This is a genomic window from Bacteroides caccae, assembly GCF_002222615.2.
Lineage (GTDB): Bacteria > Bacteroidota > Bacteroidia > Bacteroidales > Bacteroidaceae > Bacteroides > Bacteroides caccae.
The window spans coordinates 4,018,597-4,039,364 of record NZ_CP022412.2 but is presented as its reverse complement, the minus strand read 5'-3'; the positions used below and the strand labels follow the sequence as shown (position 1 = coordinate 4,039,364).

Here is a 20,768-nt window from a genome sequence, read left to right as displayed (position 1 = left end):
AGAACTGTCAATTGTAAATCATTCAATTTTTTAATCGTAACTAAAATCATGCTTAGCAATTTAAAGAAATATCAGCTTATATTGGCTTCCAATTCTCCCCGTCGGAAAGAATTAATGTCTGGGTTGGGAGTGGAATATGTCGTCAGGACATTGCCTGACGTGGATGAATCATATCCTGAAACTTTGGTGGGAGCTGCAATTCCCGAATATATATCGCGTGAAAAAGCGGATGCTTATCGTTCTATGATGAAGCCCGGCGAGTTATTGATTACGGCCGATACCATTGTATGGCTGGAGGGGAAAGTGCTCGGTAAGCCGGAAGGTAGGGAAGGAGCGGTGGAAATGCTGCGTGCTCTTTCCGGGAAGTCGCATCAGGTTTTCACAGGTGTCTGTCTAACGACAACCGAATGGCAGAAAAGCTTCACGGCAGCTTCCGATGTGCTGTTTGATGTACTGTCCGAAGACGAAATCCAGTACTATGTTGACCGTTATCAGCCAATGGATAAAGCAGGAGCCTATGGTGTTCAGGAATGGATCGGATATATTGGAGTGAAGTCTATTTCCGGTAGCTTCTATAATATAATGGGACTCCCCATACAGAAGTTGTATGGGGAGTTGAAAAAGTTATAATAAATCCAGCATTAACGGAATATCCTCTTCTCGAATACCTTGTTTGAGAAGGGGTTCTTCGTCTTTATGAAACATTTCGAGGAATCTTTCTCTCGTTCCACAGGCTGTAATTGCCTTTCCATAGAGAACAGCCGCTTTCTGAATATTTCCCATTACCCAGGCAACATGTCCTGCATTCATATAATCAATAGCTAACGGTTTATGCTCGATGATCTTTTCATAATACTTCATCGCCTGCTCATACTTCAAGCTGATGAATGAACACCAGCCGATACCGCGCCATGCTTTCACACAGTTACTCTCGATAAAATCCAGTTTGAAGAAATAGTTCAGTGCTTCTTCATACTGCCCGAGTTCGGCCAGGCAACTACCGATATAGAAAACTGCAGTTGAAGCTTCGGGGGTAGCTTCTTCCACCTTTTTATAATAAGCAAGGGCTGCCTCATAATTCCGGTTCAGCCGGTAGCAGGTAGCCAGGTGACGGTTATTCCATATATTATCCGGTTTCAGCGTATCAGCTTTTAGATAGGCTTCGATAGCTTCCGCATATCTTTTTCTTTTTTGCAGAGCATATCCGAATTTTTGGAAATATTCTGCACCTTCTCCCTCAAATCCTCCGATTTCAATCAATTCTTTATAAATGTCGATAGCCTCATCCCAACGTTCCTTTGAAAGATAAAAATCAGCAATAGGAAACAATTCTTCTTCACAATATAGTAGATTGTCGAGTGCGGGAACATGATGAAGGTCGAGTTTTTCTTTGAAAATATCACGAAATTCATTCCGGCGCACACTAAGTTTGAAGAAACGGTACAGGTCGTGCAGGTATTGATTGCTCGCTGTTCCCGGGCGTGCGTTGAATTTCTTCATAGTTTCGGCGTTCGACTTTTCCGCCAGTTCTGCTACCTGCTGTTCGTTGAGTTGGCTCAACATCATTTCCTGTTGCATTTTAGGCAGTTGGTGAATGGTGAAAAAGAGCGAATATTTATCGCTATTACTGAAAAAGCCCGATTGGAGAATTAAGTCAAGCAAACTGCTTCCTTCGTTCCCTACTTGTTTCAGTGCCTTGAGTACATTGGACTGTTGCTTGCTGAACGGATAAAACCAGTTCTGTACCTCACGAAAAAACGGATAACTTTTCAGAGAAGAAAAAGTGCTCATATACACATCGGCTCCTTCCAGTTGGAGTTCGTTCATTTCGCGCAGCTTGTCTCCCAGTCCGGATTGTTCGAAGGCATCTTCCCAGTCCGGGTTCTTGTCATCGTTTTCTTCATCGTTTTCCTCAAAACCGAATCTAATGTTCTTCATGGAAGAAACATTTTTCAGCATCTCGGGAATAATCTCTTCCCTCATCTTCTTATCAATCTTTTCCGTTTCCTGACATAACAGCATTTGGCGGTAGATACGGGCAACATCTTCCCGGAAAGAAGGAATTTCGTCCATAAGGTCGACCCTCTTGATAAGTTCTGGGTAATAAAGAAGCCGGGTTCTGTGAATGTAGAAGATGAATATGACACCAACCAATGCCCGTTGGCTGACATTGACATCTTTATGACGGTAAGCATCCAGCAGCCACATGATTTTACGTAAGTCAAAACATTCCATTACGCTCAGTGTGACAGCACTGACAAATAAACATAAGTCGTCGGGTAAAAGCAATTCCGAACCCAGCATGGATTTTGCGTCTTCTTCGTCTTCAGAAGTCCACGAACTGTTTGTCCATGTTCTTACAAACATGAATTTAAGAGTGTTCTCATGCCGTTGCAGCACTTCATCCATTTTAGCATCGGAGAGTAATCCGCTGATTGCTAAGTCATCATTAAAAGATTCAAGTATATGAAGTATTTTTTTTAGGCCATATTCTGCCAAATCTGCCGGTTCGGGTGTACGACGTACTTCGTGATAATATTTTGATGAAGCGTTGTCCAGCATGAGTAGGCGTGACTGGTCGGCAATACTCCATGTGTCCGCCACCAACTTTTGGTATAGGTTCCACCGCTCGGGATCGTTGGCTCCCTGTTTCATGTATTCCAACATATACTTGTAAGAAGTCTGCAATTGTTCCAGACGGGTACGTAAATCCCAGTCGGGACATTGCCAAAGCAACGATTCCAGCTGCATCAAGGCCTCCTTGAGTCTTTTTTCTTCAAGTAAGGTACGTATATATGCGTATTGTTCATTAATCGTTTTCTCGTTCATCATAATTCAATTATTTGTTTTTTCCAATCCAGGTCAGGCGTTTCCATAAACCTTCGAAGGGACCATGTTTATGGTGACGGAGCCACCACGAACAAAATACCATTTGTAATATAACAAAAAGAATGCCAAAAAAGAAACTATAAGTGATTCCTAAATAGCGTCCCAGTTCGAATCCCCAATGATAGAACAAAAGAGAGCCGAAAATTGATTGCCCCAAATAGTTAGTTAAACTCATTTTACCATAAGATGTGAAACGCATGAAAAAGCTGCGGTCTTTTACGTGATAGAAGGTGAGCAGCAATCCTGTTACCAATAACACCATAAAACTAAGACTGCTGAATGAGCTTAGTATGAGCTGTAAGGGTACGAGGATAGCACTTCTCTCGATAAATTCCGGTAACATATTGTTGAGCCCGTAGATAGGGAAGAAGCAGAGTAGGGCGATAGCCAGTGCTTTCAGCCACAGGCGCTCGTTCTGTTCGCTGTATAGGAAATATTTCCGGCGTCCGATAAGCATACCGAACAGGAATAATCCCGGAGTTTGCAGGATGCGTCCGTGTTCCAATGCCCAAGTCATGTTGGCAAGTTGTCCTTCCCACATATTCATGCGGATGGTTTCGAGGAAGGTTCCGTTCTTCTGTACATCGAAAGCTATGCCGAAATAATAACGTGCCAGACTTTCACCTGCCACATAGTCAGGATTACATAAAGCATAGATTAATTTTGCCCAGTCGATAGGTTGCAGGATCAGCAGGGTGGCAAAGATGACGACGATACGGTCGCTCACGCGGCAGAATATCGGAAGAATAATACCGAGGATAGCATACATGGTTAATATTTCTCCGGTAAAGAAAGCAGCATTGAACTGTCCGATGATAAAAAGGATAAATAGCCTCCATAGGAAACGGAGCCGGAAGTCCTTTCCTTTGCGTTGTTGATTATTATCCTGAATATAAAAACTAAAGCCGAAAAGTAGGGCGAATACTGCATACGCCTTATTACTGAACGTGAAGAATAATCCCCTCCAAATAGCTTGGTCGGTAAAGTTCATCCATTCAAAAGGTACTTTCTCCGGAAAAGAATAAAAATTGAAGTGTTCAATACTGTGTAAAAGGATGATTCCCATTACGGCAAGTCCTCTTAGTACGTCGGCTACGTCTACTCGGGCGTTGGGTTCGGCGATTTTGTGTTCCATGATTTCCAGTCTTTCTTTTATAGGTTTATTATATGATGATTCTCCATAATACTTGCTACTTAAAATCTGACCTGTACCTGTGCCTGTATCAGGTTAGAATCTTTCTGTCCGTTTCCTTTTTTGTCACAAAAAGTGTATTGTGCCTGCAAGCGGCATCTGGGGTAGAACCAGTATTGCACACCGGCAATGTAGTTGTTTTGTTTGAAATCTGCCGCTTTATTAGGATTAAAATAATCAAACGAAGCGATAAAGTCGAGGTTTCGTGCGAAACACACACTTCCTGTTGCATAGAATCCTTCACTTTTTACGTTCCGGTCCTTGCCGCCGAGATATTCGGTACGCAGATTGAAACGGGAAGTGGTAACAACCCCTCCTGCGCTCCAACGCTTTTTGGCATAGTTTTCTCCCGTTTTGATTCCGGTATATTCGGAATCGGCTATTGCGTGTCCGGTTCCCCGGATAAACGATCCGCCCACGGATAGCCATTCCAAGGGATAAATCATAAGATTCCCGACAACATCTTTCTGGCTGTTCTTATCCTTTGTATTTATCCCTTGTCCGTTCATCACGGCAACTTTATATTGTAGGAAGTCGTGGAATAGTTTACCATGAATCATCATGCCGATGTCTCTACCCGAAGTCATGCCGTAACATTTGTCACTGCCACTGACGCCTGCCAGATAGCAGACGGATTGGGAATAACAGTTGATTAGCTCTACCGTAGTAGGAGATAATTCATTTTCAATCGTATAAGGAACTTTGAATTCTCCGATACGTGCGGTAAGTCCGGGAAGAAACTGATAATCTGTGTACACTTCGAGCAGCATACCACCGTTGTAAAAGTCGTACATAAAATCACAAGTCCAGCGTTTGGTGATTTTTCCGTGTGCCATGAAAATAATTCGTTTGATATCGAATGTATTGTCCGGTTTGGCTGCATCATCGTACGTATATCCCAACTGGGCATATCCGGCCAGGCTGATACGTTCTTTCAGTGTGTTGACAACTTGGTTCAGTGATGTTTTTTCTTGTGCAATAAGGGACTTTTGTATACCCGGCATGCTTGATAGCAAGATAATTGAAAGTAAGAGTGTTTTTCGCATGGGATTAATTTAGTTGTTATTGAATGGTGGTTGATACTGTGTGAATATAAGTTGTGTCTATCAGATTGCTTTCCGAGTACGTTTGGGGTATCCGGTGATTTGCTTTCAGCCACTGGGTTGCTTTTTCTATGGCTTCTGCCGAAGGTCGTGTTGCTTTCCGATAGGTAGGGAGGGCGATCAGTCCGGTTAGATTCTCCGGTACACCGATTTCCATTAATACTTGTTTCCACTCTGATTGCGGATGCATTTTTATATGGTTTACTCCCAAGTTATACCCCGTAATGAGCAGTTCGATTTCTTTTCGTTTCTCTTGGAGAGCTTTTCGGGAAAAAGCGGTGGCGATAAATTCAATTCCCAGTTCCTGCGTACTTATTAATGATTTGTTCTTGCTGTTCATGGCGATAGAAGCGGCAGGGTCAGGCAAGAAAGAAGCATCAATCTGGTTATACTGTAACATTTGCAGGCGGAGGGGAAGTTGACTGATTTCCGGTTTGTTTGTCTCTGTATACTTGATTCCCGCTTTGTTTAATAGTTGGTCGGTCGCATATTCGACAACGGTATTGCGGGATACGGCTATATTTTTCTCTATAAGTTGTTCCGGTTGGTTGATACGGCTTTCTTTAGAGACGATAAAGCAGAGATAGCCGTCATTCTTAAAGATAAAGCCCAACTCCGTATGATGAATAGCTTGTAGTGTTATCGCACTAGGGTAATCAGTTACCATACCATCCATTTGTCCGGTTTGGAAAACGGCGTCACGGTCGTTGGCAGAATTGAATGGGAGAATAGTTAAGTCCAATCCTAATGAGTCATAAATACCTTCGGAGCGGGCAATGTAAAAAGGTAACCCTTCGAGTGTAGGCATCATACCCAATGTGAGTGGTTTCAGTTCGGATAGAGGCAAAAAAAGACTATCTCCTTTTTTACTCTGACAGGAGCAAAGGAAGAAAAGGATGAAACAAAAGAGTAGTATCGGTCTTTTCATACCTCATTTTTATGAATGAGGGCAACTCTTTTCACAAAGAACTGCCCTCTTATTTAACCATTGTAAAAAAATTAGCTATTATAAATTTTCTTATTCTTGAATAGCAGCAATACCCGGAAGAACTTTTCCTTCGATGGCTTCAAGCAATGCACCACCACCGGTAGAAACATAAGAAACACCGCTAGCCAGACCGAACTTGTTAACACAAGCTACAGAGTCACCACCGCCAACGAGTGAGAATGCACCGTTCTTCGTTGCTTCAACGATTGCTTCACCTACTGCACGTGAACCGTGAGTAAAGTTATCGAATTCAAATACACCTGTCGGACCGTTCCAAAGGATAGTCTTAGACTCTTTGATAACGTTAGCGAAGATTTCTTCAGTTTTAGGACCGATATCAAGGCCTTCCCAACCATCAGGAATTTCGTCAACCGGACAGAATTTAGTATTTGCATCATTAGAGAAAGCGTCAGCAATTTTAGCGTCAACAGCCAATATCAGGTTCACACCTTTTTCTTTTGCTTTCTTCATCAAATCCAAAGCCAGGTCAAGTTTGTCGTCCTCACAGATAGAGATACCGATTTTGCCACCCATTGCTTTAGTAAATGTATATGTCATACCACCTGCGATAATCAGGTTGTCCACTTTGCTCAACAGATTTTCGATGATTTCGATTTTAGAAGAAACTTTAGAGCCACCCATGATAGCAGTGAACGGACGTTTGATGTCGTTCAATACTTTATCAACAGCCTTCACTTCTTTCTCCATTAAGTAACCGAACATCTTGTTGTTAACGTCAAAATATTTAGCGATCAATGCAGTAGAAGCGTGAGCGCGGTGAGCTGTACCGAACGCGTCGTTTACGTAACAGTCGGCATAAGAAGCCAATTTCTTGGTAAATTCTTTCTGGCTTTCTTTTACAGCTTTTTTAGCAGCCGCTTTTTCTTCGTCTGTTGCGTCTTCTGCCAACCCTCTTGGTTTACCTTCTTCTTCAGCATAGAAGCGGAGGTTTTCGAGCAACAGAACTTCTCCCGGTTGCAGAGCGGCAGCTTTAACAGCAGCTTCTTCGCCCATGCAGTCGTTAGCGAACTGAACTTCAACACCCAGCAATTCAGACAGATGCTTGATGATATGTTTCAAAGAGAATTTATCGGCAACGCCTTTCGGACGGCCCAGGTGAGAACCGATGATGATGCTACCACCGTCAGCCAGAATCTTCTTCAAAGTAGGAAGAGCTGCACGCATACGGGTGTCATCTGTAATGTTGAAGTTTTCGTCCAGGGGTACATTGAAGTCCACGCGAACAAATGCCTTTTTACCGGCAAAATTGAATTTGTCAATTGTCTGCATAATACTCTATTTTTATTTAAAAGTGTTTTAAAGATTTTCTTTTAGAACGCCTGCAAAGTTACTATTTATTTCGTTTCTCTGCTATTAAAACGTTATTTATTCTTGGCTTTTGGTGCCTCTTTCGTTACTTTATAGGTGTTACAGAAATATTTGCACATCATTTGCAAACCGCAGGTGTCACATTTTGGGGTGCGTGCCTGGCAAACATAACGGCCGTGCAGGATAAGCCAGTGGTGTGCTATGGGAACCAGTTTTTCCGGGATATTCTTCATCAGTTCCTTTTCCACACTGAACGGGGTGGTACAACTGTCCGGCACTAGTCCGATGCGGTGACTGACGCGGAACACATGGGTATCCACTGCCATTGCCGCTTTATGAAATACAACCGATTGTATTACATTGGCTGTTTTCCTTCCTACACCGGGCAATTTTATTAAATCTTCCATATTGTCGGGAACTTGACTATTAAACTCATTTACCAACATTTTAGCCATGCCGACCAAATGTTTAGCTTTATTGTTCGGATAAGATACACTCCGGATATATTCGAATACCACTTCCGGGGTGGTGGCCGCCAACGCTTCCGGAGTAGGAAAATCCCGATACAAAGGCGGAGTGATGATATTCACCCGTTTATCCGTACATTGTGCGGAAAGGATAACAGCAATCAGTAGTTCGTACGGATTGTTGTAATGCAGTTCTGTTTCGGCTACTGGCACATTTTCCTGAAACCAAGCGATTACTTTCTCATAACGTTCTTTCTTTCTCATCGTAATTTGTTTTTATGATAATGAGGCGTTACTTTAATTTTGAAATAAATGGCGGAGACTACCGTCAGACAGGCACCGAAAAGGTAGGCTTTGTCAAACGTGCTGATTTCGGCGATATATCCTCCCGTCAGCATACCGATACCGATTCCCACATCCCAGGAGGTCAGGTAAGTGGAAGTTGCCGTTCCTCGCTGACTGTTGGGGGCAAGGTTGACGAACAAGGTATTGAAAGCCGGAAACATGATTCCGAATCCGATGCCCATTAATAAAGCGATTCCGAAAAACAGAATCGTACAGGCTGTGTCGCTCCATTGAATCAGATACACGCAGCCTGCGAGCAGGAAGAAGCTGAACACTACTAAATATAATCCCGCTGCTATCACTTGTGTGATTCTTCCTCGATCTACCAGCTTTCCCGAAAAGATACGGGAGATAGCCATGCCGACTGCCATAAAGGTAAAGAAGAATCCGGTTTGTGTGTGTAGTCCTATCTGTCGGGCATACATAGCGACATAGTTGGTTGTCATCCCATAAGGAATGGAAAGTAGCAACAAGCTAAGTCCCGCAGGCATTCCTTTCAGCAAGATAAAACGATCGAGCGAAATCGGCTCACGCTTTACAGGAGGCTTATAAGGTGTCTTTACCAGACTGGCTGATAAAAATCCTAATATACATGCCCCGAATGCATAACAGAATATTGTTGCAAATGAGACTCCGGCGTCATGCAGAAAAAGTCCGAACATCGGTCCGATAGACATTGCCGTATTATTGGTTAGACCATAATATCCCAATCCTTCCCCTCTGCGCGAAGAAGGCATAATGTCGATTACTACTGTATTTCCGCCTACGGTAACCATTCCGAAAGAGACACCGTGAATGATGCGGAACATAATAAATAAGGTAAGAGAACCTGCAATCAGATATCCGCCGAACATCATCATAAATATGAAATATGCGAAAAGATAGAGAGGTTTACGGGCAAAGGTATCGAGCAGATAACCGGAAAATGGGCGGATGCAGAGTGCTGCTACCGTATAGCAGGAAAGAACAATACCAATAGTAGAATTTCCCGCCTGGAAGAACTCGGACAGATAGAACGGCAAAACAGGGATTAGCAACCAAAAACCGAAGTAGAGCAAAAAGTTGGCTGCCAAGATGAAACAATAACTGGAAGTAGTGAGTCTATCCTTCATAATTGGAGAAGTTAAGAATGGAGAGTTGAGAGTTAAGGGTTAGCTACATTATTCTGCATAGCCACTCTCAATTCTCAACTCTCAACTCTCAACCTGTTTTTAGTATGCGCTCTCGAATTCTTTCAAGAAGCGTGTGTCGTTTTCGGAGAACATACGGAGATCTTTCACCTGATATTTCAGGTTTGTGATACGTTCGATACCCATACCGAGAGCATAACCGCTGTATACTTTGCTGTCAATGCCGTTGGATTCAAGTACGTTCGGGTCTACCATACCGCAACCGAGGATTTCCACCCAACCGGTATGCTTGCAGAACGGGCAACCTTTACCACCGCAGATGTTACAACTGATATCCATTTCAGCACTGGGTTCTGTAAAGGGGAAGTATGACGGACGCAGGCGAATCTTAGTATCTGCACCGAACATCTCTTTAGCGAAAAGCAGCAATACCTGTTTCAAGTCGGTGAATGATACGTCTTTGTCTACATACAGAGCTTCTACCTGGTGGAAGAAACAGTGCGCACGGTAGCTGATTGCTTCGTTACGGTATACACGTCCCGGACAGATGATGCGGATAGGAGGCTGTGACGTTTCCATAACGCGGGTCTGTACGGAAGAAGTATGTGTACGCAATACAACATCCGGGTGAGCCTCGATGAAGAAAGTATCCTGCATATCGCGTGCCGGATGGTCTTCGGCAAAGTTCAGTGCCGAGAATACGTGCCAGTCATCTTCTATTTCCGGTCCTTCAGCGATGCTGAATCCCAAACGGGCGAAGATGTCGATAATTTCATTTTTTACAATGGTAAGCGGGTGACGTGTACCGAGTTCGACGGGATAAGCCGAGCGTGTCAAATCCAATCCGTCACAACCGTTGTCTTGACTTTCAAACTGTTCTTTCAGTGCGTTGATTTTATCCTGCGCTTTTGTTTTCAGTTCATTCAGTCTCATGCCGACTTCTTTTTTCTGTTCGGCAGCTACGTTACGGAAATCCGCCATTAAGTCATTAATGGCTCCCTTCTTGCTAAGGTATTTGATGCGGAGAGCTTCAAGTTCTTCAGCATTGGAGGCATGCAAGGCCTCTACCTCTTTCAGAAGTTGTTCAATCTTAGCTATCATATTTTTGATGTATTGTTATTCAGTTTCTTAGTAAAAACCGTGCAAAGATATAATTTTATCACGAACCATCGAAATAATTTGTATCTTTGTTGCCGATACGCATTGAAAATCCGGCAACTTATGAAAAAGATTGTTTTCTTTATTCTACTTTTGACCTTATCTTTTCGTCTTACGGCACAGATTGATTATCTGGAGCCGGTGAAACCTTTCACTACTTACACAGGCGAATTGGGCGAATATTATCGCAATGTATTTTCTTTATTGAACACAGGCTTTCAGCAACAACCGTATGCTCGTTTTGTAGCAATTCCTTCTTTCTCGCCCGAGTATGCCATGTCGGTAGAGAAGAAGGGTGGGCGTTATTGTTTGGTTTCGAACACATTGTCGCGTACCTATTGGCAAGCAGAGAAAGGAACAGTGACGGTAGATACGAGATCGGTGGTTATCAGTTCGTCCCTTTATCAGTCTTTGGGTGCCATTTTTCGTACGGTGACGAGTCAGGTGCAGGATTTGGACGGTTCTACGGCAGGTTTGGACGGAGTCGTTTATTATTTCACTTCGACGGATGCGAAAGGTACAAATCAGATGGGACGTAAGTGGTCCCCGAAAAAAGGTTCTTTAATGGATCGTCTTGTGTTGGTCTGTCAGTCGGCTTATATGTTATCCAGAGGAGAAGATATTTCGGAACAGGCGGTGGCGGAAGAAGCTGCTGCTTTATTGAAGGAGTTGCAACAGCGCACTAAGGAGCAACCGGATGCTTATAAGAAACCGATGTATGTCGGAATTTATCAGGTGGGGCCTCAGCAGAGGTCGCTTTCCGGCAAACAGATAGAAGAACTTGCTCATTTGTCCGGCACTACTCCGGAAGAATATATTGCAGATCAAATGGTTTATCCGGCAAATCTTTTAGCCAAGAATATATCGGGATATGCTTTGTGTGAGTTTACGATTGATAAGGAAGGAGTGATTCTGCGTCCTCATATTTTGAAAGCTACTCATTCCGAGTTTGCCGAGGAGGCTCTTCGTATTGTAAAGGGAATGCCGAAATGGTCGCCGGCACTGGCGGGAGGAAAGCCGACGGATAGTAACTATACGCTTTATATTCCTTTCCGTCCAAAGTTATATAAGCCATAGGAAAATGCGTTTACGTTCCTTTCAGGAGATAAGCATTTGAAAAACATTTAGTTTTATGAAGAGTTTTTTATTTACCATATTTCATTGTTGCAAAACGAATTATCCTCAATTTATATTTGTTTACGAATACGGCCAACAAATTAAAAAACATAGAAAGTAAGATAATACATATAATAGCGGCAAAGACATAGGTGGTATCGTATAAGCCACTTGCTTTTAGAATGATATATCCTAAACCAGCTTCAGAGGCTATAAATTCGCCAATGAATGCTCCCAAAACACAGAAGCCGGCATTCAGTTTGAGTGATTGGATAACCCAATCCAGTGAGGCTGGGAATGAGAGCATCCAAAAGCGTTGTTTGTTGGTAGCATGATTGATTTTGAAAAAAGTATCGTCACTTTCAGAGATTTTGCTTGCTCCTTCATAGGTTTGAAAAGCAGTAATAAAAACAGTAGAGAGGAATGCCAATACAATTTTCATTTTCAATCCGGTTCCAAACCAAATAATCATTAGAGGAGCCAATGCGAAAGTAGGAATTGAACTAAGTGCTATTATATAAGGATGAGCTATTTTCGAGCATTTTGGAAAATAGACTAAAATAAAACCTATAATACATCCAATGAATAGCCCAAACAGCAATCCGACAAATGATTCATAAGCAGTTATGAATGTATGATATGGCAGGTCGCCAGATACCGTTTTCTCATATAACAATGTTATTATTCTCACAGGGGAAGAAAACATGGTTGAAAAGCCTGACTGAAATTTGGCATATGCTTCCCAAGCAATCAGTAAAACAGCCAATGGTAACCATTGTAATATTTTATTTCTCATATTTCAAATTCTCAACGATTTCAAAAAAAAGTTTCTTATATTCGCTTGTGTCTATTCTTTCGTCAGGGGAAAGTGAGCAATATTCTTTAGTGGGCTTTATTTCTAATAATTCAGTTGGACTTCTCATAATTAGAATACGGTCGCTTAAAAGCAATGCCTGATCAATATTATGGGTGATAAAGATCATTGTTTTATTACTCTTGATGAGGTATTCCCATATATAGAGTTTAATACTGTTCAGTGCATTAATATCAATGGCGTTAAAAGGTTCATCAAGCAAAAATAATGAAGCGTCGGTGAGTAGAGTTTGTAACAATCCGATCCGTTGTTTCATTCCTCCGGAGAGTTCTTTGGGGAACTTGTTTAGAGCTTCCGTTTCTATGTTGAATAAGTCTAGTATTTCTTTGGCAGCCTGCTTCTGTATGTTGTCAACAGGTATTCCCCGTAGTTCACAAGCAAGAAAAGTGTTTTCCCACGCTGTCCTATAAGGCAATAATGTGACATCCTGCATCAAATAGGCTATATTCTTATCCGATTTCTTGATTTCTCCTTTAGAAGGTAGTAAAACTCCGGCAATAAGATTCAGCAATGTCGTTTTTCCGCAACCGCTATTGCCGACAATAGATACAATATCTCCTCTATCAATATAAAGATTTAAATTAGAAAATACTGTATGTTTGTTATTGTAGGCAAACCCTACATTTTGTAGTTCAATCATCATAACGACTCGTTTTTTTCAACTTAGGGAATACCCCCAGACTAGTTAGGATACCCCATATTAAAGATAATGCACCAAATATTAAACCGACATTCGATATGTAATCATGATTATTGTTATAAAAAGTCTGGTATACCACATACCCTACAACACATACAAATAAAATAAAGCACAGGATATACCAAAAATCCTTTTTCATGAAAAACAAAATCTTATTCTTCAGTTTTCTGATCAAATGATATGGTATTTCTTTGTCAAAAGTATTGCAATCTACTCCAAAATCCTCAACAATCTTTCTTTCTGCAGTGTGTGCAGGATTTTTGAAGAACATTTTTTGATATATACCTGCAACATATGCTTCATTCTCATTGGGTCTGGTTGGCGAGTTGTGCTCCCTCATATATTCAAATATATTTATCCCATGCGAAAGGTAATAATTTACTGTTTTTTTCCAATCAGAAAATGAGATATCGGTAGTCATCGGATATAGATGATCACTGTTAATAATTGATATAATGATTTCTGTTTTTTCTTTTTGAATATTTTCGTCAGGCATCCGATAACTATCAATCTCATCACTGATTTTATAACATACTTCTGTGGCTATTTCAGGTGATGAATATATAATAAAAATGGCTTTCTGAATAGCCTCCAAGACAAGTGCCAGCATGTCCTCGTACTGCTTACATATATATCTGCTGGTTATAATAGTTGTAGCTATGCTTTCATCATTATTATTCGCCATATGGCTGTAAATACAAATTTTGTTCTCAATATATTTTCTTGCCATTAAATTTAAGTCACCCGTCAGAGCTATGGATTCGGAATCATTAATGCATTTCTCTATTTCTTCGGAAAAATCAACAGGTTTGATTTTATAATTGTTTTTATTTAATAGTTGAGAACAGCAAGAGTTGGCAGTAATGTATGAACTATTAGGTGTATAAAGACGTTTGGCTTTTAATTCCTTAATATCCATAAACCCATTATGCGAATTATTATCTAATTCCTCATTATAGGGACAAATAACCCAAAAAGGCAATTTGTTTATCAATTTGCCTATAACTTTTATATCTGTTTTGTTATCAAAACTTTTATGTTGCCGCAATATAGAAGTCGGGTCTGAAATAGCAATTGCTATTTCGTCTAATTTGCATTTACGTGCATTCCTGTTAAAATCCAACATGCTGTCAATAGCGTCATCATCGCCATCACAAATGCGAAACTCTATATCATCCTTTATTCTCTTTGCCTCAAATACAGATTTAAAAATACCTTTTTCTTTTGCCAGAAAAAGAGGAAGGTACATATATGTTTTTGCGGCTAACATAAATATGATTTTCATATTCAATAACTTTTTTGTCAACGTGCTTTTTCAGCGAAATTCATATCTAATACACTTTCTATATTATCCAATGATTTTAAATCTCCCATACGGTGACGTAATGCAACGGCTTGTTTCCAAGCTTCCGGTGAGATTACTGCGTTTTGAGGTAATGTGTTTGAGTCTACCATGCGTTTGATGGCCTGTGCTATTATATTCTTATTCACATCAGGGTATAGTTCTGCCATATAGTAAGCGGCACTATCAGGATACTCATGTGCAAATTTTTCAGCTTTGGTAATAGCATTGATAAAATGCTGGACTATTTCAGGTTTTTCATCGATAGTCTTTTTACTTGTTGTGATACCTGTGAAGGTAAAATCCGGATATTTATCAGCAAAAGAATAAACGACCTTTGCTCCATTGGCTACCGCTATTGAAACATTCGGTTCCAATTCAAGGGCGATATCAGCATTGCCGGTATCAAGCATAGGTAATAAAGTTCCAAATGCACCTTGTCTGATATTTGTAGGCAAATTAGCTTCTTTGAACATTTCAGTTTGAACTGTATATGCTGTAGAAGGAGCAGAGAAGGTAGCTACGCTGTAAGGAGCTAACATCGCGGAATTCGTAATCTGAGGAACATTGGGATTTTTTGTCAGAGCCCAAAAGGGAACACTGTTGACAATACTTCCTATCACACATCCATCTATTCCTTGTTCCTTAGCAATAGCAACAAAAGTAGGATCTGCAATACCAAATAAAGCGGAACCACCAATTACCGCTGCATAGGTTTTATCGTCCCCTCCAGTGTTTATCAGATCAACTTTCAAACCTTCTTCTTTGAAAAATCCTTTGGTATTTGCCAAATATAGAGGTATATATATGAATACATCTCCAAACTGTGCAACTTTAATTGTTTCTAATTCTGATTTATTGGTATGACATGCTGAAAGAAATATAATCAGCACTGACAGATAATAATATACACTTTTCATAATTGATTATTTTTATATTCCTAAAAGCATAAGTGGTGGATATTTAATTCCATGTCGAAAATATAAAGACATTAGTTAACTACAGACATTATAGTTGTATAAATAAAAGCACGGACTTTCACAAGCCCGAGCATTTATATTCTTAAAAACATCTCCTTGTCTTGGGGAAATAAGGGACTAGTAAATTGCTTTCTAGTACGATAAGTGAGATGCATTAAGAGCAGAAAAGGGATGCCCGTGGGAAATAAGGGAGGCATCCCTTCCAAGAGACAAACATTTGAAAATATACTTTCACAAGCATAATTTTCAGTTGATCTCTCAGTATATTTCTTTTAAAGAATTTATTGTCTCGTATAATAGAGAAGGCATCTCTAGTCTCAAAGAGAATTAGGATGCCTCTCAATTATAAGTCTTTCAATCTAAATTATTTGTTCACTTTAACATAGATTGATGCTGTTTTCGTCATACCCCACTTGTCAAGAATATTGATGTTGACTTTACAAGTAGGAGCATTTATAATGGCTCCTGCGGTCTGATTCTTTCCAATAGTAACAGTGTTCATTTTTTGTTCTGTTCCAGACTGTGCAGCAACTTCAGTTCCCATCTTAAACTCAGTGTTGTCAATTGTCAGATAAGTTTTAGCGTCATCATCTGCTAACTCAACCTTAACCGATACAATTCTATTATCATCAAAGCCATAGTCATTAGCACGAGCATCTTTTCTGATGAAATCACTTTCTAGTATTTCGACAGTACCTGTTCCTTCTATTTCAATCGGATTATCCTCTTTCTCACCTTTCTGTACATCTTTTCCGTCGATTTTGAACTTCTTCACAAAATCGAAACTACCTTGATAAATTTCAGATAATACTTTCAAGTTAAATTTGTCAACAATAGCATTCAAACGAGTATTTCCGAATGGTGCATAAGTAACCGTAATACTACGACTTGTATTAACACCACCGTGTAAAGGAGAAGGTTCGACTGAAATTGCCCCATTATCAGTACCTTGTTCTGTTAACCATGCTTTAGCTACTTTGTTACCACTCTTTTCCGGTATTACTTCTGTGAATTTCACAAAGCTATTAGTTGTTGCATCACCTTCAAGAATAGAATTAGCTTGATACAAGGTATAAAGGTTGAAAGAAATAAGTTTAGGACTATTACCTTCATATACTTTACCGTAAGCTACAGCATTCTCTTTGTCCTCAAAGTAAGCAGTTGCATGTTTGAATGTATACAGATTCTTCGGCTGATCTACAGTAATTTTGAATGTAGTTTCATACAAATATTCATTACCCAGCTCTGAATTGTTTTGATCATATTTTTTATTCTTGAATTTAACTGTTGCGGTATGAGGTACAGCAGCAACATGTTCATGATCGAATGTAGCTTTGATTACATACTTAGTAATGTTTTCCGCTGTAGTCGTTTCTTCACCTTTTGCATTCAGACCTACCAAAGCTAATGTAATACTATTTTTAGCATCTTCGTCTGAGTATTGTAAATCCTTTACTCCATTGATTGTTACCTTACCGTCAGTATATTCAATTTCGGAATCAATGCCATTAATAGACTTTTTAATTTCATCTACTGAAGGACCAACAATTTCAGAAGTAGCTGTTAATTTCTTGCCATCTACAACCCAAGTCATATCTTTGATTTCAGCCTGTTTAGCTACATAAGCAAAAGTCAGTGTTACTTCAGTACTAGCAACTGTTCCACTAACAGGAAGATAGTGAATCTTAATCTTCATTTTACCTTCCTTCTTTGCAATAATTGTATTCTTATCTTTATCAAATGTTGCATCCACCTTAGCAGCTTCGTCCTTAGTAACTTCATAATAGTAAGCTACCACCTTATCTAATTCACTGTTAAACAGTTCATCCAAATTATAGCTCTTCTGATAAGTCAAGGCTTCGTCAGGAGCAGTAAACTCGACTTCTGGTTGGTCTTGTTCTGTAGCAGCTTTAGCCGCAACCTTTACGTCATATCCGGAAATGATTTCATTACCCCATGCATCTTTTGTTGTAAGAGCATAAGCAGTATTCTCTTCCAAGGCCTTCAATTCTGTATCAGTTACTCCATTTGCAAATCTGAGAGTCAAATCATAAACACCTTTGTTAGCAGTAGGTTCTTTTTCTGGGTCTGCTACACGAGTCAAAGCATCTACACTAAAATTATCTGCAATATTAGCTACAACAAAGCTAGTATTACCTTTAGAATCTGTCAGACCGATTTCGTAAGCCTGAATATCTGCAGCTTTCAGATTCACCGGATTAATCAAAGCGTGAATCTTACTACCACCTCTGGCAATAAGTAAATCACCTGCTTTCTTAAATTTATCATTTCCATTAAATTTGATGTCTGTGGTTGCTTTATGATAATACAGAGTCGCTTCAGCTTGTGTAGAGCCTAAATCAACAGTACCATCCTCTTTTACACCTAGCACACTCATACCGGTGATACGAGCAGATTTCGGCATAGAAACCTTTTCCCATTCTCCTGTTTCCTTATTGAGAATATTCAATACCCAAACCAATGGATTGCTAGCGTCAGCACTTACATAGATATCTGTAGCAGCTTTAACATTTGTTTTTTTAGGTTTTCCGTCTTCTGCATCCCAAACTATCCAATATCCATCTTCAGAAATTTCCGGTGCATATCCAGCTTTGCCCGGAGTTCCTACTCCCGCATCACCTTTTTTACCTTCAGCACAAATACCTAGGTCATTGCCATTGACAATCCAGTTCTTTGTTACCGGATCAATCTTGATTGTCGTTGGAGTAGCATCCTTACCGCTTGTGATAGAATAACTTTTATTATCATTAAAAGTTATCTTAAATCCACCGGTAATGTCTTCAACATTAGTCACCCATTTACCTTCTTTTACAAAACTCTGCAACTTGGCGATGTCGGCTTTGTTTGCGTCAATCTGTGTTTGTAGATTGTCGATGTCATCATCGTAGTCCTTACAGCCTACATAGGTGACAGTAGAAAGTGCCAACGCCCCGAAGAACATCACTTTTACAAATTTTCTTTTCATAACTACTTAAAAATTACATTAATAATATATTATTAAACACTAAGTTTCAATAATAGACAACCCGTTACTTTGTAGGTAACGGGGAAACCTTTGTTCCTGCTCTTTTAGAGTAGTCAATACAGAAAAATGATACGATAGATTATGAAAGTTCTTTACCCCTGCTTCTGACGAGCGGCAGAGGGGAGGAAAATCTTTGGCATAATTTAGAGGTTAACAAAGCCCTAAAATAAAGAATCCGCGTGTTTTATCTATCCTAGTTCTGTTTTTGAGTAGTTTATTGGAAAAAATGTTTGATTTCGTTTGGTTGTTTTAAGAAATATGCTCATATTTGCACCGGAATTTCTCCCCGTTACCTACAAAGTAACAGGATAATAATCAGGTATTTAATCCTATTACTGAGCGCTTTATAAAATCGAGAACTTGTTTATTTGCTTCATCAATTTTTTTGCTTCGGAAAGGCTTGAGGTATGTTTCCGTTACAGTGATAGACGAATGTCCCATAGCTTCGGAAATAATACCCGGATGAATTTCGCAATAATAAGCCGTCGTAGCCCAAGTGTGGCGGGCGGTGTACGAGCTTAATTTATCGCCTAGTCCTAATAACTCTCCCAGCAACATTAGTTGTTGATTAAAGCTGCGCAACGCCAACTGATATTCCCGATACGCTTCTTTTGTTCCTTCACGGCTTTCCAAAAAAGGAAAGAGATAAGGAGAAAAAGAATCGCGGTTCATGTATTTCTTTACCAGAATCATTGCTTCCGGAATTAACGTCACCGACAGGGGACGGCCTGTTTTACGCCGACGATACGTGATCACATTATCACGCAAATCACTCTTGCGTAGATAAGCAAGATCGACAAACGGCATACCTCGAAGTAGAAACATAAGAATGAAAAATTCTTGTGCACGGCGCATATTCGAAGATGCACCCGAAGATTGTGACAATTTGCAAAAGACCCTTTTCATATCTTCATTACCCAAAGCCCGTTTATGGTCGGCACGAGTTCCCGTATACACCGAACGGAACAGATGCGGCACGTATGGTGCCCGACGAAGATCGACGGCACGATTGTAAACGGCACGAAAAGTGCGCAGATAGGTAGAAACCGTATTCCAACTACACCCACGACTACGAAGATAAACTTCGAACCCTTTTAACCACTCTGAAGTTACCTCATTGAAGGCAAAATCATCTTTCCCACGATAAGCAATAATGGCATTGAGACTGCTGCGATAGACATGAGCAGTTCCAAAGTTTCCCTCCATTTGTAGCCCACGGGCTACTTGCTTCATAAATCCTAATACTTTTGACATCTCACAATTTATTGATTAATTCGACAATAAAGATACAAGTATTCTCATTAATATGGCTGGTTTTGTGCCAGGATTTAATAAAGGTATTGTTTCTTTAAAAGGAAGAAGTCGTTCCTCGGTGAGAAATAGGTCGTTTCTTTTAAAGGAACAGGGGCTTGGTTTTAAACCCAAAATAGATGTAAATAAGATGTTGAATATCAAGATGCTGTGTTATGGCTGATTTGGGCCGATACATATATGTTTGTTAGGGAGAATAAAAATGATTAAAACTAAGAACTTTTTGCCTGTTTTATTGTCTTGTTTCTATAACCTATTAAAATAGAGAAGATATGGATGATATGATTAACAGACACGATTCGATTGCCGAAGAGAATATCGAACCGAATGGCCGTCCGGCTAAAAATCAGTTTGAAGAATGGAGCAGTGAAGTAACTGACCGTGCAGATAATGTTTTCAAAGATGATACGAAAGACGGTCCTATCAAGAACCGCAAGAAACGTATAAAAGAAATGGATGAAGTAATTAAAAAGGACCTTGAATAAAGGTCCTTTTTTTATTTGGTGGGTATAAAATGTAGTAAAGACACTTCATATAAGTAAATCAAAAAAGAGTAACTCGTTGCCGAATTACTCTTTTGAAGAAGTGGAGCGTATCGGACTATAGCTTTGACCACAATTGCTTTGGATTAATTTTGTATACTATTGTAGATCAGTAATGTATGTGGCGAATTGCATCTTTTTATAGCACATAAAATCATGTACGCTCAAAAAAAGGGGGAGTAGAAATAGACGCTTACTCCCCACGATTTTTTCTTTCTAAATTTGCTCCAAAATAACAAATAAAGTAGTAAGATAT

17 protein-coding genes are annotated in these 20,768 nt (G+C 40.0%); 3 read left to right on the top strand and 14 right to left on the bottom strand.

Translation table 11 applies throughout. From position 1 onward, the window contains the following. Positions 1 to 48: 48 nt before the first annotated feature. On the top strand, positions 49 to 630 hold the full coding sequence (locus CGC64_RS16600) for a Maf-like protein (RefSeq protein ID WP_032855328.1): 582 nt from the start codon (positions 49 to 51) through the stop codon (positions 628 to 630). Here the strand turns inward: CGC64_RS16600 and CGC64_RS16595 are convergent. The 8 genes from CGC64_RS16595 to pheS all read right to left on the bottom strand — a co-directional run bounded on the left by CGC64_RS16595 (position 625) and on the right by pheS (position 10,544). After that, positions 625 to 2,832 (bottom strand): tetratricopeptide repeat protein, encoded by a 2,208-nt coding sequence (locus CGC64_RS16595; RefSeq protein WP_005678416.1) that lies wholly within the window; start codon positions 2,830 to 2,832, stop codon positions 625 to 627. The two genes, CGC64_RS16600 and CGC64_RS16595, sit on opposite strands and share 6 nt — an antisense overlap. Before the next feature lie 7 nt (positions 2,833 to 2,839). Continuing rightward, positions 2,840 to 4,024, bottom strand: a complete 1,185-nt coding sequence (locus CGC64_RS16590; RefSeq protein WP_005678417.1) for a DUF418 domain-containing protein — start codon at positions 4,022 to 4,024, stop codon at positions 2,840 to 2,842. Between the two features lie 59 nt (positions 4,025 to 4,083). Next, positions 4,084 to 5,127, bottom strand: coding sequence for a porin family protein (locus tag CGC64_RS16585; RefSeq protein ID WP_032855330.1), 1,044 nt, complete (start codon positions 5,125 to 5,127; stop codon positions 4,084 to 4,086). 16 nt (positions 5,128 to 5,143) lie between these two features. Beyond that, positions 5,144 to 6,112 (bottom strand): ABC transporter substrate-binding protein, encoded by a 969-nt coding sequence (locus tag CGC64_RS16580; protein WP_005678420.1) that lies wholly within the window; start codon positions 6,110 to 6,112, stop codon positions 5,144 to 5,146. Between the two features lie 90 nt (positions 6,113 to 6,202). Then, complete coding sequence (locus CGC64_RS16575) at positions 6,203 to 7,462, bottom strand: phosphoglycerate kinase (RefSeq protein WP_005678423.1); 1,260 nt, start codon at positions 7,460 to 7,462, stop codon at positions 6,203 to 6,205. A gap of 92 nt (positions 7,463 to 7,554) precedes the next feature. Then, complete coding sequence (gene nth, locus CGC64_RS16570; protein ID WP_005678424.1) at positions 7,555 to 8,232, bottom strand: endonuclease III; 678 nt, start codon at positions 8,230 to 8,232, stop codon at positions 7,555 to 7,557. Beyond that, positions 8,229 to 9,425 carry an MFS transporter gene (locus CGC64_RS16565; RefSeq protein WP_005678425.1) on the bottom strand — a complete coding sequence of 399 codons (1,197 nt, stop codon included), beginning with the start codon at positions 9,423 to 9,425 and terminating at the stop codon, positions 8,229 to 8,231. The genes nth and CGC64_RS16565 overlap by 4 nt, the downstream gene beginning before the upstream one ends. Positions 9,426 to 9,524: 99 nt before the next feature. Then, on the bottom strand, positions 9,525 to 10,544 hold the full coding sequence (gene pheS / locus CGC64_RS16560; RefSeq protein ID WP_005678426.1) for a phenylalanine--tRNA ligase subunit alpha: 1,020 nt from the start codon (positions 10,542 to 10,544) through the stop codon (positions 9,525 to 9,527). Positions 10,545 to 10,664: 120 nt separating this feature from the next. Between pheS and CGC64_RS16555 the strand changes: the two genes are divergently transcribed. Then, positions 10,665 to 11,678, top strand: a complete 1,014-nt coding sequence (locus CGC64_RS16555) for an energy transducer TonB (protein WP_005678427.1) — start codon at positions 10,665 to 10,667, stop codon at positions 11,676 to 11,678. Positions 11,679 to 11,745: 67 nt separating this feature from the next. Here CGC64_RS16555 and CGC64_RS16550 read toward each other — a convergent pair whose 3' ends face one another. The 6 genes from CGC64_RS16550 to CGC64_RS16525 form a co-directional block, all read right to left on the bottom strand. Continuing rightward, positions 11,746 to 12,513: an ABC transporter permease gene (locus tag CGC64_RS16550; RefSeq protein WP_005678428.1), complete on the bottom strand. Its 768-nt coding sequence runs from the start codon at positions 12,511 to 12,513 to the stop codon at positions 11,746 to 11,748. Beyond that, positions 12,503 to 13,234 (bottom strand): ABC transporter ATP-binding protein, encoded by a 732-nt coding sequence (locus CGC64_RS16545; protein WP_005678429.1) that lies wholly within the window; start codon positions 13,232 to 13,234, stop codon positions 12,503 to 12,505. The genes CGC64_RS16550 and CGC64_RS16545 overlap by 11 nt, the downstream gene beginning before the upstream one ends. After that, entirely contained in the window at positions 13,224 to 14,576 is a 1,353-nt protein-coding gene (locus CGC64_RS16540) for a hypothetical protein (RefSeq protein WP_005678430.1), read from the bottom strand. The genes CGC64_RS16545 and CGC64_RS16540 overlap by 11 nt, the downstream gene beginning before the upstream one ends. Before the next feature lie 17 nt (positions 14,577 to 14,593). After that, a complete protein-coding gene (locus CGC64_RS16535) occupies positions 14,594 to 15,553 on the bottom strand; it encodes an ABC transporter substrate-binding protein (RefSeq protein ID WP_005678431.1) in 960 nt (319 codons plus the stop codon). A 424-nt stretch (positions 15,554 to 15,977) separates the two neighbouring features. Next, positions 15,978 to 18,599 carry a PL29 family lyase N-terminal domain-containing protein gene (locus CGC64_RS16530; RefSeq protein WP_005678432.1) on the bottom strand — a complete coding sequence of 874 codons (2,622 nt, stop codon included), beginning with the start codon at positions 18,597 to 18,599 and terminating at the stop codon, positions 15,978 to 15,980. Between the two features lie 375 nt (positions 18,600 to 18,974). Further along, entirely contained in the window at positions 18,975 to 19,913 is a 939-nt protein-coding gene (locus tag CGC64_RS16525; RefSeq protein WP_005678433.1) for a tyrosine-type recombinase/integrase, read from the bottom strand. A gap of 329 nt (positions 19,914 to 20,242) precedes the next feature. On the opposite strand from CGC64_RS16525, the gene CGC64_RS16520 reads away from it, so the two are divergent. Continuing rightward, entirely contained in the window at positions 20,243 to 20,455 is a 213-nt protein-coding gene (locus CGC64_RS16520) for a hypothetical protein (RefSeq protein ID WP_005678436.1), read from the top strand. The last annotated feature ends 313 nt before the right edge of the window (positions 20,456 to 20,768 follow it).